Source organism: Burkholderia pyrrocinia (genome assembly GCF_003330765.1).
Taxonomy (GTDB): domain Bacteria; phylum Pseudomonadota; class Gammaproteobacteria; order Burkholderiales; family Burkholderiaceae; genus Burkholderia; species Burkholderia pyrrocinia_B.
The window spans coordinates 2,271,123-2,285,513 of the sequence record NZ_CP024902.1; the positions used below are offsets into that span (position 1 = coordinate 2,271,123).

Annotated in this window: 16 protein-coding genes and 1 pseudogene; 13 read left to right on the forward strand and 4 right to left on the reverse strand. The window is 66.7% G+C overall.

Translation table 11 applies throughout. The annotated features are described in order from the left end of the window. Window positions 1–135: 135 nt before the first annotated feature. The 11 genes and pseudogenes from CUJ89_RS10950 to CUJ89_RS11000 all read left to right on the forward strand — a co-directional run bounded on the left by CUJ89_RS10950 (window position 136) and on the right by CUJ89_RS11000 (window position 8,617). Window positions 136–906, forward strand: coding sequence for a GntR family transcriptional regulator (locus CUJ89_RS10950; RefSeq protein WP_114177345.1), 771 nt, complete (start codon window positions 136–138; stop codon window positions 904–906). Continuing rightward, window positions 903–2,642: a fumarate reductase/succinate dehydrogenase flavoprotein subunit gene (locus tag CUJ89_RS10955; RefSeq protein WP_114177346.1), complete on the forward strand. Its 1,740-nt coding sequence runs from the start codon at window positions 903–905 to the stop codon at window positions 2,640–2,642. Before CUJ89_RS10950 ends, CUJ89_RS10955 begins: the two co-directional genes overlap by 4 nt. Window positions 2,643–2,653: 11 nt before the next feature. Beyond that, complete coding sequence (locus CUJ89_RS10960) at window positions 2,654–2,899, forward strand: ferredoxin family protein (protein ID WP_114177347.1); 246 nt, start codon at window positions 2,654–2,656, stop codon at window positions 2,897–2,899. A 49-nt stretch (window positions 2,900–2,948) separates the two neighbouring features. Beyond that, the gene (locus CUJ89_RS10965) at window positions 2,949–4,373 is read left to right on the forward strand and encodes an ABC transporter substrate-binding protein (protein ID WP_114177348.1); all 1,425 of its coding nucleotides are present in this window, start codon (window positions 2,949–2,951) and stop codon (window positions 4,371–4,373) included. Window positions 4,374–4,419: 46 nt separating this feature from the next. Then, on the forward strand, window positions 4,420–5,295 hold the full coding sequence (locus tag CUJ89_RS10970; protein ID WP_114177349.1) for an ABC transporter permease: 876 nt from the start codon (window positions 4,420–4,422) through the stop codon (window positions 5,293–5,295). Then, a complete protein-coding gene (locus CUJ89_RS10975) occupies window positions 5,292–6,080 on the forward strand; it encodes an ABC transporter ATP-binding protein (RefSeq protein WP_114178576.1) in 789 nt (262 codons plus the stop codon). The genes CUJ89_RS10970 and CUJ89_RS10975 overlap by 4 nt, the downstream gene beginning before the upstream one ends. Window positions 6,081–6,119: 39 nt before the next feature. After that, entirely contained in the window at window positions 6,120–7,115 is a 996-nt protein-coding gene (locus CUJ89_RS10980; RefSeq protein ID WP_114177350.1) for a HEAT repeat domain-containing protein, read from the forward strand. Continuing rightward, a complete protein-coding gene (locus CUJ89_RS10985; protein WP_114177351.1) occupies window positions 7,112–7,390 on the forward strand; it encodes a gamma-butyrobetaine hydroxylase-like domain-containing protein in 279 nt (92 codons plus the stop codon). Before CUJ89_RS10980 ends, CUJ89_RS10985 begins: the two co-directional genes overlap by 4 nt. 106 nt (window positions 7,391–7,496) lie before the next feature. Beyond that, window positions 7,497–7,589 (forward strand): annotated as a pseudogene (locus CUJ89_RS38930) (NAD(P)-binding domain-containing protein); the annotation flags it as partial. Window positions 7,590–7,689: 100 nt separating this feature from the next. After that, window positions 7,690–8,076, forward strand: coding sequence for an NUDIX hydrolase (locus CUJ89_RS10995; protein WP_236654885.1), 387 nt, complete (start codon window positions 7,690–7,692; stop codon window positions 8,074–8,076). Window positions 8,077–8,167: 91 nt separating this feature from the next. Then, window positions 8,168–8,617 (forward strand): acetyltransferase, encoded by a 450-nt coding sequence (locus CUJ89_RS11000; RefSeq protein ID WP_114177353.1) that lies wholly within the window; start codon window positions 8,168–8,170, stop codon window positions 8,615–8,617. Window positions 8,618–8,699: 82 nt separating this feature from the next. On the opposite strand, the gene CUJ89_RS11005 is transcribed toward CUJ89_RS11000, so the two are convergent. Next, entirely contained in the window at window positions 8,700–9,323 is a 624-nt protein-coding gene (locus CUJ89_RS11005; protein WP_114177354.1) for a 2'-5' RNA ligase family protein, read from the reverse strand. 117 nt (window positions 9,324–9,440) lie between these two features. On the opposite strand from CUJ89_RS11005, the gene CUJ89_RS11010 reads away from it, so the two are divergent. Beyond that, entirely contained in the window at window positions 9,441–10,058 is a 618-nt protein-coding gene (locus CUJ89_RS11010; RefSeq protein ID WP_114177355.1) for a PolC-type DNA polymerase III, read from the forward strand. A gap of 274 nt (window positions 10,059–10,332) precedes the next feature. Here the strand turns inward: CUJ89_RS11010 and guaA are convergent, their stop codons facing one another. The 3 genes from guaA to guaB form a co-directional block, all read right to left on the reverse strand. Beyond that, a complete protein-coding gene (gene guaA / locus CUJ89_RS11015) occupies window positions 10,333–11,952 on the reverse strand; it encodes a glutamine-hydrolyzing GMP synthase (RefSeq protein WP_114177356.1) in 1,620 nt (539 codons plus the stop codon). 107 nt (window positions 11,953–12,059) lie between these two features. Beyond that, the gene (locus CUJ89_RS11020) at window positions 12,060–12,671 is read right to left on the reverse strand and encodes a hypothetical protein (RefSeq protein ID WP_114177357.1); all 612 of its coding nucleotides are present in this window, start codon (window positions 12,669–12,671) and stop codon (window positions 12,060–12,062) included. A 6-nt stretch (window positions 12,672–12,677) separates the two neighbouring features. Then, a complete protein-coding gene (gene guaB / locus CUJ89_RS11025) occupies window positions 12,678–14,138 on the reverse strand; it encodes an IMP dehydrogenase (protein ID WP_114177358.1) in 1,461 nt (486 codons plus the stop codon). On the opposite strand from guaB, the gene CUJ89_RS37975 reads away from it, so the two are divergent. Next, complete coding sequence (locus CUJ89_RS37975; protein ID WP_161556536.1) at window positions 14,137–14,361, forward strand: hypothetical protein; 225 nt, start codon at window positions 14,137–14,139, stop codon at window positions 14,359–14,361. The genes guaB and CUJ89_RS37975 overlap by 2 nt on opposite strands. Window positions 14,362–14,391 lie beyond the last annotated feature (30 nt).

Genomic DNA, 14,391 nt, shown 5'->3' on the forward strand with positions numbered 1-14,391 from the left:
CGCGGGACCGCCCGTTCGGTCCGCAGCTTGCCGCCCGGCTTTTCCGGAATCGGAAAGTCGAAATCAGAAATCGTTGGTTGGGGCCAGCGATCGCGCTGACTACACTCGAGCGATCTTGTCATAACAAGTTGACCGATGACCCCACCCAACGTCGTGCCGCTGTCGGCGGCCCCGCTCTACGTGCAGATCAAGGACACGCTGCGCGCGCGCATTCTCGACGGCACCCATGCGCCGCACAGCCGGATGCCTTCCGAGCACGAACTCTGCGCAATGTTCGACGTCAGCCGCATCACGGTGCGCCAGGCGCTCGGCGACCTGCAGAAGGAAGGCCTGCTGTTCAAGCTGCACGGCAAGGGCACGTTCGTGTCGAAGCCGAAGGCGTTCCAGAACGTGACGTCGCTGCAGGGCTTTGCCGAGGCGATGTCGTCGATGGGCTATGAGATCGTCAACCAGCTGCGCAGCTTCCGCACCGTCAAGGCCGATCGTCATCTCGCGACCAAGCTGAACGTGCCGGAAGGCGCGCCGCTCGTCGAGATTCACCGCGTGCGGCTGCTGAACCGCGAGCCGGTGTCGCTCGAACAGACCTGGGTGCCCGAAGCGCTCGGCAAGCGCCTCGCGGGCGCCGATCTCGCGACCCGCGACATCTTCCTGGTCCTGGAAAACGACTGCGGCATCCCGCTCGGTCATGCCGACGTGTCGATCGACGCGATCCTCGCCGACGACGAGATCGTCGACGCGCTGCACGTCGAGGAAAGCAGCCCCGTGCTGCGCATCGAGCGCCTCACGCACGACGCGTCGGGCGCGCCGATCGACTACGAATACCTCTACTTCCGCGGCGACGCCTTCCAGTACCGGTTGCGCATCGACCGGCAGAAGGCGCGCAAACCTGCAAGGAACCCTCGATGAATACCCATGTGCACGAATACGACGTCGTCGTGGTCGGCGGCGGCACGGCCGGCCCGATGGCAGCGATCAAGGCGAAGGAGCGCGACCCGTCCTTGCGCGTGCTGCTGCTCGAGAAGGCCAACGTAAAGCGCAGCGGCGCGATCTCGATGGGCATGGATGGCCTGAACAACGCGGTGATCCCCGGACATGCGACGCCCGAGCAGTACACGCGCGAGATCACGGTCGCCAACGACGGCATCGTCGACCAGGAAGCCGTCCATGCGTATGCGCAGCACAGCTTCGCGACGATCGAGCAGCTCGACCGCTGGGGCGTGAAGTTCGAGAAGGACGGCACCGGCGACTACGCCGTGAAGAAGGTTCATCACATGGGTTCGTACGTGCTGCCGATGCCGGAAGGACACGACATCAAGAAAGTGCTGTACCGGCAGCTGAAGCGCGCGCGCATCGCGATCACGAACCGGATCGTCGCGACGCGCGTGCTGACCGACGCGCAGGGCCGCGCGAGCGGCGTGCTCGGCTTCGACTGCCGCACCGCGGATTTCCACGTGATCCGCGCGAAAGCCGTGATTCTCTGCTGCGGCGCGGCCGGCCGCCTCGGGCTGCCGGCGTCGGGCTACCTGATGGGCACGTACGAGAACCCGACCAACGCGGGCGACGGCTATGCGATGGCCTATCACGCGGGCGCCGCACTCGCGAATCTCGAATGCTTCCAGATCAATCCGCTGATCAAGGACTACAACGGCCCCGCGTGCGCCTACGTGACGGGTCCGCTCGGCGGCTTCACCGCGAACGGCAAGGGCGAACGCTTCATCGAATGCGATTACTGGAGCGGTCAGATGATGTGGGAGTTCTACCAGGAATTGCAAAGCGGCAACGGCCCCGTGTTCCTGAAACTCGACCATCTCGCGGAAGAAACGATCCGGACCATCGAGCAGATCCTGCATACGAACGAGCGGCCGAGCCGCGGCCGCTTCCACGCGGGGCGCGGGACCGACTACCGAAACCGGATGGTCGAGATGCACATCTCCGAGATCGGCTTCTGCAGCGGCCACAGCGCATCCGGCGTGTATGTGAACGCGCGCGCGGAAACGACCGTGCCGGGGCTCTACGCGGCTGGCGACATGGCGGCCGTCCCGCACAACTACATGCTCGGCGCGTTCACGTACGGCTGGTTCGCCGGACAGAACGCGGCCGACTACGTAGCCGGCCGCGACCATGCGCCGGTGGACGACGAACAGGTCGACGCCGAGCGCGCTCGCGTGCTTGCCCCGCTTTTGCGCGAGCGCGGCCTGGCGCCGGCGCAGGTCGAGTACAAGCTGCGCCGCATGGTGAACGACTACCTGCAACCGCCGAAGGTGACGCGCAAGATGGAGATCGGGCTGCAACGCTTTGACGGCATTACTGAGGATATCGAAGAGATGAAGGCGAACCATCCGCACGAACTGATGCGCGCGGCCGAAGTGCGCGCGATCCGGGACTGCGCGGAAATGGCCGCGCGCGCGTCGCTGTTCCGCACCGAGAGCCGCTGGGGGCTGTACCACCATCGCGTCGACTTTCCGCACCGCAACGACGCCGAATGGTTCTGCCATACATGGCTGCGCAAGGACGCCGACGGCGCGATGCGCAGCGAGAAGCGGCCGGTCGAGCCGTACATCGTGCCGCTTGCCGACGACGAGCGCGGCGCCTACGCGCATCTGCGCATCCGCGAACCGGCCGCGCTCGCGGCCGCCCTCTGAGGAGCCGTACCGTGTCCCATACCCCGCACGACATCTTCCTGCGCAGCAGCGCGCCCGTCACGATCGACGAGGCACTGTGCATCGCCGACAAGGGCTGCACCGTCTGCGTCGACGTGTGCCCGCTCGACCTGCTCGCGATCGACGTGACCAAGGGCAAGGCCTATATGCAGTTCGACGAATGCTGGTACTGCATGCCATGCGAGCGCGATTGCCCGACCGGCGCCGTCAAGGTCGACATCCCTTACCTGCTGCGCTGACACGGCGCGCCACCCGCGCGCCGCTTCCACACTACCGGACTCACGACACATGAAAAGAATGCTACGGATGTTCCGCCTGCTCGCCGCATCGATCGCGGTCGCGGCCACCGGTTTCGCGCATGCGGAGACGATCCGCATCGCGATCGGAACGCAGGATACGACGATCAATTGCGCGACCGGCGGCCTGCTGATCCGCGAACTGCATCTGCTCGACAAGTACCTGCCGCACACCGGCAAGTATCAGGACGTGAAGTACGACGTGCAGTGGAAGGATTTCACGTCCGGCGCGCCGCTGACCAACGAGATGGTCGCCGGCAAGCTCGACTTCGGCGCGATGGCCGATTTCCCCGGCGCGCTGAACGGCGCGGCGTTCCGCAAGGCCGGCCGCCGCAGCGTGTTCATCACCGTGCTGGACGGCAGCATCGACGGCAGCGGCAACGGGATCGTCGTGCCGTCGAATTCGACGGTGCGCGGGCTGGCCGACCTGAAGGGCAAGACGATCTCGGTGCCGTTCGCATCGACCGCGCACGGCATGCTGCTGCGCGCAATCAAGGCCCAGGGCTGGAACCCCGACACCGACGTGAACATCGTCACGCAGGCGCCCGAAGTGGCCGGCAGCGCGCTGAAGGCGAACAAGATCGACGCGCATGCGGACTTCGTGCCGTTCGCCGACCTGTTCCCGTACCGCGGCATCGCGCGCAAGATCTACGACGGCGCGCAGACCCACGCGCCGACCTTCCACGGTGCGCTCGTCGACGCGGATTACGCGCGGCGCTATCCGGAAATCGTGGTGGCCTATCTGCGCGCCGCGATCGAAGCGAACCGCTTGCTCGCGCAGAACCCGGAAAAGTACAGCCTGCTGATCGAGAAGGTCACCGGCATCGAGGCGCCGGTCGACTACCTGTATCACGGGCCGCTCGGCATCCAGACCCGCGACCTGACGTGGAAGCCCGAATACCGGCAAGCGGTCGCGACGGCCATCGATACGCTGAAGCTGCTGAAGAAGACCGACACCGCGCCCGACCCCGCGACGTTCGTCGACGATCGCTATATCCGTGCGGCGTTCAAGGCGTCCGGGCTCGACTACGACGCGGCGCTGAAACACTACGGCAAGCAGTCGCTCGTCGCGAACGATGCGTCGACCGGCAAGCCGATCCGCGACTTCAACGACGTCGCGCAGGTCTGGCTCGCCGGCGACGAAGCCGTGCGCCACTATGCCAGCCCCGCAGCCGCCTTTGCGGCGCTCGGCAAGCTCGGCCCGTCCGCGAAGGTGCGCGCGGTGTTCGTGCACGACCATGCCAGCGGCCTGAAGCTGTTCGCCGACCAGGCGTGGTACGTAAAGGACGCGCACGGCGTGCTCACCGCGTTCCTGCTGAAGTCGGGCGCCGACGCGTACGCGCAGCAGGTATCGGGCGCGGTGGTTGACTATGCGGTCGCGAAGACCGTCACCGCGCAGGCGCTCGCCGCGCGCTGAGCGTCGCGCGCCCGCCTCTTTCCATTCGTCGACACCGGACTTCCGCATGGCCGCCACCCTCGACCTCGTCAAACGCCGCCTCACCGACGCACCGCGCAGCGGTGACGCCCGCTCGCCGCATTTCGCCGCGCGCCGCCGCCCGACACCGATGCGCCGCCGCGCATGGCGTTTCGCATCGCTCGCCGCCTGCATCGCGCTGTGGCAAGCGGCCGTCCACTGGCGGCTGTCGCTCGGCATCGTCACGTTCGCGAACGTGCCCGCGCCGGCCGACGTCGGCCCCGCGCTGGCATCGTTCCTGCAATCGCCGAAGCTGCCGATGCACCTGTTCGCGAGCATCACGCGCGTGCTGGCCGGCTTCGTCGCGGCGGCAGTCGCCGGCATCGGCCTCGGACTCGCGATCGGCCGCTATCGCGCGCTCGAGGACACGCTGCTGCCGCCACTCGAGATGCTGCGGCCGATTCCGGCCGTCGCGTGGATTCCGCTCGCGATCCTGATGTTTCCGTCGTCGGAGCTGAGCATGATGTTCATCACGTTCGTCGGCGCGCTGTTCCCGATCCTGCTCAATACCGTGCATGGCGCCGAAGCCGTCGACCCGCGGCTCGTCGCGACCGCGCGCAGCCTCGGCACGCGCGGCCTCGCGCTCTATGCGGAAGTGATCCTGCCCGGCGCCGCGCCGTCGATCTTCACGGGCCTGTCGATCGGGATGGGCACCGCGTGGTTCTGCCTCGTCACGGCCGAGATGATCGCGGGTCAGTACGGTATCGGCTATTTCACGTGGGAATCCTATACGTTGCAGAACTACCCGGACATCGTGGTCGGCATGGCGCTGATCGGCCTGCTCGGGATGGGCAGCAGCCTGCTCGTCAAGCGCATCGGCGCGGCGCTCACGCCGTGGTACGCACCGCGCGGAGGCCGGCCATGAGCGCCGCGGACAGGACATCGACCGCACCCGGCCGCGTCGGCGTGCGCGCACTGACGATCGAACTCGGCCCGCCGCATGCGCGCTTCGCGGCGCTCGATGCGCTCGACGTCGACATCGCGCCCGGCGAATTCGTCTGCGTGCTCGGGCCGTCCGGCTGCGGAAAATCGACGCTGCTCGGCGCGCTCGCCGGCCACGTCGCCGCCACGCACGGCGAGATCGTCGTCGACGGCGAACCGGTCGACCGCCCGCATCCCGATCGCGGGCTCGTGTTCCAGCAGCACACGCTGTTTCCGTGGAAGCGCGTGATCGACAATGTCGCGTTCGGCCTGAAGATGAAAGGCGTGCCCGCGCACGAACGCCGCCGCGAAGCGGCCGAACTGCTCGAACTCGTCGGGCTCGGCGGCTTCGGCGCGCACTACCCCGCGCAGCTTTCCGGCGGCATGCAGCAGCGCGTCGAGATCGCCCGCGTGCTGATCAACCGGCCGCGCGTGCTGCTGATGGACGAGCCGTTCGGCGCGCTCGACGCGCAGACGCGCCGGATGATGCAGACGCTGCTGCTCGACATCTGGTCGCGCATCGGCACGACCGTGCTGTTCGTCACGCACGACATCGAGGAAGCGCTGTTTCTCGGCGACCGCATCCTGATGCTGTCGCCGCGGCCCGCGCGCATCGTCGCCGACATCCGCGTGCCGCTCGCGCGGCCCCGCACCGACGACAGCACGACCGAGCCCTCGTTCGTCGACATCAAGCGCCGCTGTCTCGCGCTGTTGCGCAACGCCGCGTGAGCGTGCGTGCCTGCCCATTCACCGCACCGACTTTTTTCCATGACCGCTTCTTCCTCCGCTTTCCCGCTGCCCGGCGTGCCGGCCGCCGATCATGCCGCGCCCGTCGCGCGCCTCGCCGCAGCCGATGCAACGGTGCGCCGCATCGCGCTGCTCGAACTCGCCGATCTCGAGGCGCCCGAACTCGTGCCGTCGTTCGTCGCGGCGCTGCGCGACGACCCGTCGGCCGACGTGCGCAGCGAGGCCGCGCGCGTGCTCGACGCATGGGAGCAGCCCGATGTCGTCGACGCGCTGTGCCACGCGCTGCTCGATCCGGACGACGGCGTGCGCACGACTGCCGCGCAGAGCCTGTCCGAACTGAAGAACGCGGCATCGGGCGCCGTGCTGTGCCGCTGGGCCGACCGGCCCGAGCCGTTCGTGCGCGGTGCCGTACTGCGCGGCTTGCGCGAATTGCGCGACCCCGACGCATTCGCGCCCGCGCTGCGCGCGCTCGACGCGAGCGCCGCTGCCATACGCGCCGAGGCAGTCGTCGTGCTCGGCTGGCTCAAGGACGGCCGCGCGCTGCCGCCGCTCGCCCGCGTCGCGACCACGGACGCCGATGCCGACGTGCGGCGCGCCGCGGTCGGCGCGATCGGGTTTGCAGCGGCCGGCGATACCACCGTCGTCACCGCGTTGCTCGCGGCGCTGCGTGACGTCGAATGGCAAGTGCGCGAAGAAGCGGCTGCCACGCTCGGCAAGCTGCGCGCCGCCGTTGCGCGTGACCCGCTCGTCGCCGCGCTCGACGACGATTACTGGCAAGTGCGCGTGCGCGCCGTCCGCGCGCTCGGGCAATTGCGCGATGCGGCCGCGGCATCGGCCGTCGTCGCGCTGCTCTCGCATGCGATCAGCAATCTGCGCAAGGAAGCCGCGCTCGCGCTCGGCGAATTGCGCGACCGGGCGACGCTGCCCGCGCTGCACGACGCGCTCGACGATCGCGACCCCGAAGTACGCAAGGCCGTGCGGATCGCCATCGGACAGATCGACGAGGCGCCGCGATGATCGCGCCGACAGAAATCGCACTCGATCACCCGGCACGCGCACTGACGCTGCACTGGCCCGACGGCGCCACGCAACGCATCGGCTATGCGCGGTTGCGCAGCGATTGCCCGTGCGCGGAATGCCGAAAGGTCCGGTTCGACGGCGGCCACATCGACGCGCGGCCGGGCCTGACGCTCGACGGCGTGGAAGCGCTCGGCTACGGTGTACGCTTCCTGTTCGGCGACGGCCATGCACGCGGTATTTATCCGTGGCCGTACCTGGCGGGCCTCGCGTAGCGGCGATAACGCGGCTTCCGCGGTCGCCCGGGCCAGATGGCAGGCGGGCGAAAACGCTGCGATACTGACGCCCACGATCGTCGCCACCTACAGTGGGAGCAGCGCCATGCAAACCGCAGTCGGATTCATCGGCCTCGGCGTGATGGGCACGCCGATGGCGCTCACTCTCGCACGGGCCGGCACGCCGCTCTTCGTGTGGAGCATCGGCGCCGCGTCGCCGCTGCTCCACATCTGCCACCCGCTCTACGGCGAAACCGAGCAGGCCGGACATGGCGCGGCCGACATGGTCGCCGTGATCCGTGCGATCGAACGACGTTCCGGGAACGCCCGGTGATCCGCGTGGCGGCAAGATCGAGCCGGGCGAGCCGCTCGCGGATGCGGTCGTACGCGAGATCGCGGAAGAGACGACGGTCGACGTGGAAGCGCTCGACATCTTCACCGCGCTGGACGCGTTCGATTACGATGCACACGGCGCCGTGCGCCAGCATTTCATCATGGTCGCGGTGCTGTGCAGATGGCTGCGCGGCACGCCGGCCGCCGGCGACGATGCACTCGACGCACGCTGGTTCGGCATCGACGAACTCGCCCGCGACGATTTGCCGATGAGCGCGGGCGTGCGCGACGTCGCGCGACGGGCAATCGAGCGGGCGGCGGAGCTGGGCAACGCGCGTCCGCCATCCGCCTAACACTTCCGCGTCGCTTGCGCATCACCGCGATGCGTTCGTTCCGTCACGGAGCCGGCTATCTGTCGAGCGCCGGATCACAACATATCAAACCATGATCAGAATTCGACAATCCACCGAGACCGACGGCACACGCGTGCTGGATATCTGGCGCAACGCCGTCGATGCCACGCATCACTTCCTGAGCGACGACGATCGTCGTTCAATCGAATCCGAAGTCGTCGCGTTTCTGCCGGGCGCACCGCTCGATCTGGCCGTCGACGAAACCGATCGTCCGATCGGCTTCATGCTGCTCGACGGCAGCCACATGGAAGCGCTATTCGTCGATCCCGCACACCATGGCGCGGGGGTCGGCCGGCGGCTGATCGAAGAAGCGCTCAAGCGCCATCCCGACCTGTCGACCGACGTCAACGAACAGAACGAAGCGGCGGCCGGATTTTATGAGCGGCTCGGATTCGAGCGCTGCGGGCGATCGGAGCGGGATGGACAAGGACGCCCTTATCCGCTGATTCACCTTCGTTATCGCGGTGACGATCGGGACTGAACCGGCGGCCCGGCGAGCAAGGGACACTGCACCGGCCCGGTCCGGATACGCTGAAAACGACACCGCACTTGCGGCGTCACGATCATCCCGACGGGCCGCCGGTCGTCAGCGGCCAGCGCCCCAACACGTCGTAGTGCGACCTGTTGAGCCAGCTGTCGATCAGGACGAATTCGCATACGGTCCAGGTAATCGGCTCGATTCTGTACTCATCGGGCCTCCGTGCGCCATACAGCAGCGTCACGTGCGGGGTGAAACTCGAGGGAAAAACGCGCACGCCTACCCGTTTCAGCGCGTCTCGCAACTGCCGTCGAAAATCGATCAAGTCTTCCAGATCGGCCTGTCCCATCAGCACCAGCGGCTGATGACCGGGCCGCCCGTTGAAGCTGACGATCTTGTCGAACCTCACGGAGAAAGACCGCACAGCCACGCGGTCCGCCACCGCACGTGCCCGCGCAAGGGTGGCACCCGGCACATAAGCGAAATCGCCTAGAGAACCCAGCGTGACATGCAGACGCTCGGTGCTCAACGGACTGTCCTGCTCCAGTTGCATGCTTTTGGCTATGCCGGCAATGCGCACAGCCGTGGCCGGATCCGGCATCACGGCGAAAAAGAAGCGGTGCACGGGAACCGGCGGCGGCGTATCGAATCCGGGTAGCGTCAGTTGAGTCACGGCAGCATGTCCGACAGGCCTGGAGCGAGATTTCATTATCGTCAATCGGAAGCCGGCCCGCGCGCCGCTCGATGAATCTGCCGTTCGCGAGCACGAAGATGCTACCCTCTCGGCCAAACTCGACATCCTCTGATGAAGCATCCGAATTCAACCATGCAAACCGTCGCGGTACTGGACTTCGAAACAACCGGGCTATCGCCGAATCTGGGCGACCGTGCGACCGAAATTGCCGTCATCCTGCTGCGCGACGGGCAAGTCGTCGACCGTTTCCAGAGTTTGATGAATGCAGGCAGACGCATCCCGTCCGATGTCGTCGCGCTCACCGGCATCACGAACGATATGATCGCATCGGCTCCCCCGGCGTCAAAAGTCATGAAAGAAGCGGCGGCGTTCGTCGGCAAGCATGCCGTCGTGGCCCACAACGCCGGTTTCGATAAACGGTTCTGGCAGTCAGAGCTCGGGCTTCTTGACATGTCAGCCGAGCACGCCTTTGCTTGCACCATGCTCGTGGCGAGACGTGTCTACCCGGACGCTCGGAGTCACCGCCTGTCGAGCCTGGCCGAGATGCTGCAGTTGCCGAAATCGGGCCGTGCTCACCGGGCGATGGTCGACGCCGAGATGGCCAGTCATCTGTGGTGCCGGTTGCAGCACGATATTGCCCGGACTTACGGACTGGATCGTATCGATCACGCTCTCATGACGCGTGTCCAGACGACGAGCAAGGCGAACGTGCCTATGTACTTGCGTTCGCTCGTACGAACGCACACATGAGATCGAGTTGTTGAAATCGACGACGGGAAGGGATCCGCGTTGGCCAAACGAATTGCCGCGCCCCGAATGCCGATCCGGAGAACGGAGACACGACGTTTCTTGACTCACGCAATGCGTCAATGCAAAACGGCTTGGCAACTGCCAAGCCGTTTCTTGTCCAACTCTGCGACTGGACAGCAAACGAACTGACCCAGCAATCCGCTTACGAACTATCGCGACATCAACACATGCGCAGCGACGAGAGCGGAATCAAGCGCTGATTCTGCAGGAATGATCACTCCCACTCGATCGTCGCCGGCGGCTTCCCCGAGATGTCGTACACCACCCGATTGATCCCGCGCACCTCGTTGATGATCCGGTTCGACGCGCGGCCGAGCAGCGCGTACGGCAGGTGCGCCCAGTGCGCGGTCATGAAGTCGGTCGTCTGCACCGCGCGCAACGACGTCACGTAGTCGTACGTACGGCCATCGCCCATCACGCCGACCGACTTGACCGGCAGGAACACCGCGAACGCCTGGCTCGTCAGGTCGTACCAGCTCTTGCCGACGTCGGCCTCGCCGCACAGGCCGGCAGCCGCATCCTGCGCGGTCGCGGTCGTGTTGCGCAGTTCCTCGATGAAGATCGCGTCCGCGCGACGCAGCAGGTCTGCATATTCGCGCTTCACTTCGCCGAGGATCCGCACGCCGAGGCCCGGGCCCGGGAACGGATGGCGGTACACCATCTCCGGCGGCAGGCCGAGCGCCACGCCCAGCTCGCGCACTTCGTCCTTGAACAGGTCGCGCAGCGGCTCGAGCAGCTTCAGGCCGAGCGTTTCCGGCAGGCCGCCGACGTTGTGGTGGCTCTTGATCGTCGTCGCCTTCTTCGTCTTCGTGCCGCCCGATTCAACCACGTCCGGATAGATCGTGCCCTGCGCGAGCCACTTCGCCTTCGACAGCTTCTTCGCTTCGGCCTGGAACACCTCGACGAACTCGCGGCCGATGATCTTGCGCTTCGCTTCCGGATCGGTCACGCCTGCCAGGTGGCCGAGGAACTGGTCGGCCGCGTCGACGTGCACGACCTTCGCATGCAGGCGGCCCTCGAACATGTCGAGCACCATCTGGCCTTCGTTCAGGCGCAGCAGGCCGTGGTCGACGAACACGCAGGTCAGTTGATCGCCGATCGCGCGATGGATCAGCGCGGCTGCGACGCTCGAATCGACACCGCCCGACAGGCCGAGAATCACTTCCTCGTCGCCCACCTGCTCGCGGATCTTCGCGACGGCTTCCTCGATGTGGTCGCGCATGACCCAGTCGGGCTGCGCGCTGGCGATCTGCAGCACGAAGCGTTCGATGATCTGGCGGCCCTTCACCGTGTGCGTGACTTCCGGGTGGAACTGCACCGCGTAGTAGCCGCGCGCTTCGTCGGCCATGCCGGCAATCGGGCAGCTCGGCGTCGACGCCATCAGCTGGAAGCCCGGCGGCAGCTCGGCGACCTTGTCGCCGTGGCTCATCCAGACCTTCAGCATCCCGTGGCCTTCGGCCGTCGTGAAATCCTCGATGCCGTCGAGCAGGCGCGTATGGCCGTGCGCGCGCATTTCCGCATAGCCGAATTCGCGATGGTCGCTCCACTCGACCTTGCCGCCAAGCTGCACGGCCATCGTCTGCATGCCGTAGCAGATGCCGAGCACCGGCACGCCGAGATCCCATACGGCCTGCGGCGCGCGCAGCTGATGGTCTTCGTACGTGCTCGCGTGGCTGCCCGACAGGATCACCGCCTTCGGCGCGAACTCGCGGACGAAGTCGTCGGATACATCGTTCGGGTGGATTTCGCAGTAGACGTGCGCTTCACGCACACGCCGCGCAATCAGTTGGGTGACTTGCGAACCGAAGTCGAGAATCAGGATTTTGTCGTGCATGGCTGCGGACGGGATGAAGAGAATAAGAAAAGCAGCGCATCATGCGCTGCATCAAGAGCATGGACGGCGGCGTCGGGCGGCAGGCGGCACGCGCGACGCATGGCCGGTCAATCCTGCATCGGCGGGCGCTCGTCGAGTGCGACGGTGCCTGACGATTTGTCGGATGCGGCCGGCGTGGCCGATGACGATGACGACGGCGCGGCAGGCGCCGCCGGACGGCTGACGACGGGTTCCACGCGCTGCGACGATGGCGCCGACGCCATCGCCGGCTCGGCCGGACGCTGCGCCGGCGCGCGCGCCTCGAGCGCCTGCGCTTTGTCGCGCCGGCGCACGGCCGATGCGAGCCGCACGCCGCCGAGACCGAGCACAATCAGCGCGACACCGGCCACGGCCGACAGCACCCTGCCGGCGGCCGCGAGCGCGGGACCGCTGCCGGTGCCGATCGACCACACGATCGTCAGCACGCCGGTCAGCCAGTACACGTGGCCGACCGGCCGCGCGACGGGCGCCGTGAGATCACCGTTGAACGCTGCATGAAACGCGAGCCACGCAAGCCCGAGCAACGCGATGCCGAACGCCTGGCCGAGCATCGCCGGCTGGATGTTCGCAAGCTGCAATGCGTTGAAAAGCGCCTGCCAGGGTGTCAGCACAAACAGCACGCCGAACGCCAGCAGCAGCACGGCATCGATGATCAGCACGGCTCGCAGCAGCGGTTTCATTGGCGATCAGTCCACGTGGTAGTTCGGCGCTTCCTTCGTGATCTGCACGTCGTGCACGTGCGACTCGCGCATGCCCGCCGCGGTGATCTGGACGAATTCGGCCTTGTCGTGCAGCTCGTCGATCGACCGGCAGCCGCAGTAGCCCATGCTGGCGCGCACGCCGCCGACCAGCTGGAACAGGATCGCGTTGACCGAGCCCTTGTAGGCGACGCGGCCTTCGATGCCTTCCGGCACGAGCTTGTCGATGTTCGCCGAGTTGTCCTGGAAGTAGCGGTCTGCCGCGCCGTCCTTCATCGCACCGACCGAACCCATGCCGCGGTACGACTTGTACTGGCGGCCCTGGTACAGGAACACGTCGCCCGGCGCCTCTTCGGTGCCCGCGAACATGCTGCCCATCATCACCGCATTTGCGCCGGCCGCGAGGGCCTTCGACACGTCGCCCGAGAAGCGCACGCCGCCATCGGCGATGCACGGCACGCCCGTGCCCTTCAGTGCTTCCGAGACGTTCGCGATCGCGCTGATCTGCGGCACGCCGACGCCCGCGACGATCCGCGTCGTGCAGATCGAGCCCGGGCCGATACCGACCTTGACCGCGTCCGCGCCGTATTCGACGAGCGCCTTCGCGGCGGCGGCCGTTGCGATGTTGCCGCCGATCACTTCGACGTGCGGGTAGTTCTGCTTGACCCAGCGGACGCGCTCGAGCACGCCCTTGCTGTGACCGTGCGCGGTATCGACGACGATCACGTCGACGCCGGCCTGCACGAGCAGTTCGACGCGCTCTTCGTTGTCCGCGCCGACGCCGACCGCCGCGCCAGCGCGCAGCTTGCCGTGTTCGTCCTTGCACGCGTCCGGGTGCTCGGTCTGCTTCGTGATGTCCTTGACGGTCATCAGGCCGCGCAGTTCGAATGCGTCGTTGACGACCAGCACGCGCTCGAGGCGGTGGCTGTGCATCAGCGCCTTCGCTTCGGCGAGCGGCGTGCCTTCCTTGACCGTGACGAGACGCTCGCGCGGCGTCATGATCGACTTGACCGGTTCATCGAGGCGCGTTTCGAAACGCAGGTCGCGGTTCGTGACGATACCGACGAGCTGCGGGCCTTCGACGACCGGGAAGCCCGAGATGCCATGCTGGCGCGACAGCGCGATCACGTCGCGCACCTTCATTTGCGGCGGCACCGTGATCGGATCGCGGACGACGCCCGATTCGAAACGCTTGACCTTTGCGACCTCGCGGGCCTGTTCGGCCGGCGTGAGGTTCTTGTGGACGATACCGACACCACCCTGCTGCGCCATCGCGATCGCAAGGCGACCTTCGGTGACCGTGTCCATGGCGGCGGACACGAGCGGCATGTTCAGGGAGATGTTGCGGGTCAGCTTGGTCTTGAGGCTGGTGTCGCGCGGCAGAACGTCGGAAAAGGCGGGAACGAGGAGCACGTCATCGAAAGTGAGTGCTTTTTGGATCAGACGCATGGCAAATCCTATGGGCGCAAAAGCGAATTATACGCGAAGCGCCGCGAATTTTCACAACACGAACAACGGCTTAGCCGTTTTCAAGCGCTCGGGGGCCGAATCGTTCGGATCGCCGTTCGGTTCATTTTCGATCGCCTTTCGTTTCACCGCTGCATCGAGCCATTCGCGCAACGGACTGCGCCACGGGCAGTGCGCCGGTCGCGGCCGGGCCACGCGGCGGTGAAGGCTGCGACCGCACGCGGCCCGGCAACGC

Bases quoted from the DNA above. Each gene is read 5' to 3' on its own strand.
- CUJ89_RS11010 (WP_114177355.1), top strand. From the start codon at position 9,441: ATGCAAACCGTCGCGGTACTGGACTTCGAAACAACCGGGCTATCGCCG.
- CUJ89_RS10970 (WP_114177349.1), top strand. From the start codon at position 4,420: ATGGCCGCCACCCTCGACCTCGTCAAACGCCGCCTCACCGACGCACCG.
- CUJ89_RS10950 (WP_114177345.1), top strand. From the start codon at position 136: ATGACCCCACCCAACGTCGTGCCGCTGTCGGCGGCCCCGCTCTACGTG.
- guaA (WP_114177356.1), bottom strand. From the start codon at position 11,952: ATGCACGACAAAATCCTGATTCTCGACTTCGGTTCGCAAGTCACCCAA.
- CUJ89_RS11000 (WP_114177353.1), top strand. From the start codon at position 8,168: ATGATCAGAATTCGACAATCCACCGAGACCGACGGCACACGCGTGCTG.
- CUJ89_RS10975 (WP_114178576.1), top strand. From the start codon at position 5,292: ATGAGCGCCGCGGACAGGACATCGACCGCACCCGGCCGCGTCGGCGTG.
- guaB (WP_114177358.1), bottom strand. From the start codon at position 14,138: ATGCGTCTGATCCAAAAAGCACTCACTTTCGATGACGTGCTCCTCGTT.
- CUJ89_RS10965 (WP_114177348.1), top strand. From the start codon at position 2,949: ATGAAAAGAATGCTACGGATGTTCCGCCTGCTCGCCGCATCGATCGCG.
- CUJ89_RS10955 (WP_114177346.1), top strand. From the start codon at position 903: ATGAATACCCATGTGCACGAATACGACGTCGTCGTGGTCGGCGGCGGC.
- CUJ89_RS11005 (WP_114177354.1), bottom strand. From the start codon at position 9,323: ATGAAATCTCGCTCCAGGCCTGTCGGACATGCTGCCGTGACTCAACTG.
- CUJ89_RS10980 (WP_114177350.1), top strand. From the start codon at position 6,120: ATGACCGCTTCTTCCTCCGCTTTCCCGCTGCCCGGCGTGCCGGCCGCC.
- CUJ89_RS11020 (WP_114177357.1), bottom strand. From the start codon at position 12,671: ATGAAACCGCTGCTGCGAGCCGTGCTGATCATCGATGCCGTGCTGCTG.
- CUJ89_RS37975 (WP_161556536.1), top strand. From the start codon at position 14,137: ATGGCAAATCCTATGGGCGCAAAAGCGAATTATACGCGAAGCGCCGCG.
- CUJ89_RS10985 (WP_114177351.1), top strand. From the start codon at position 7,112: ATGATCGCGCCGACAGAAATCGCACTCGATCACCCGGCACGCGCACTG.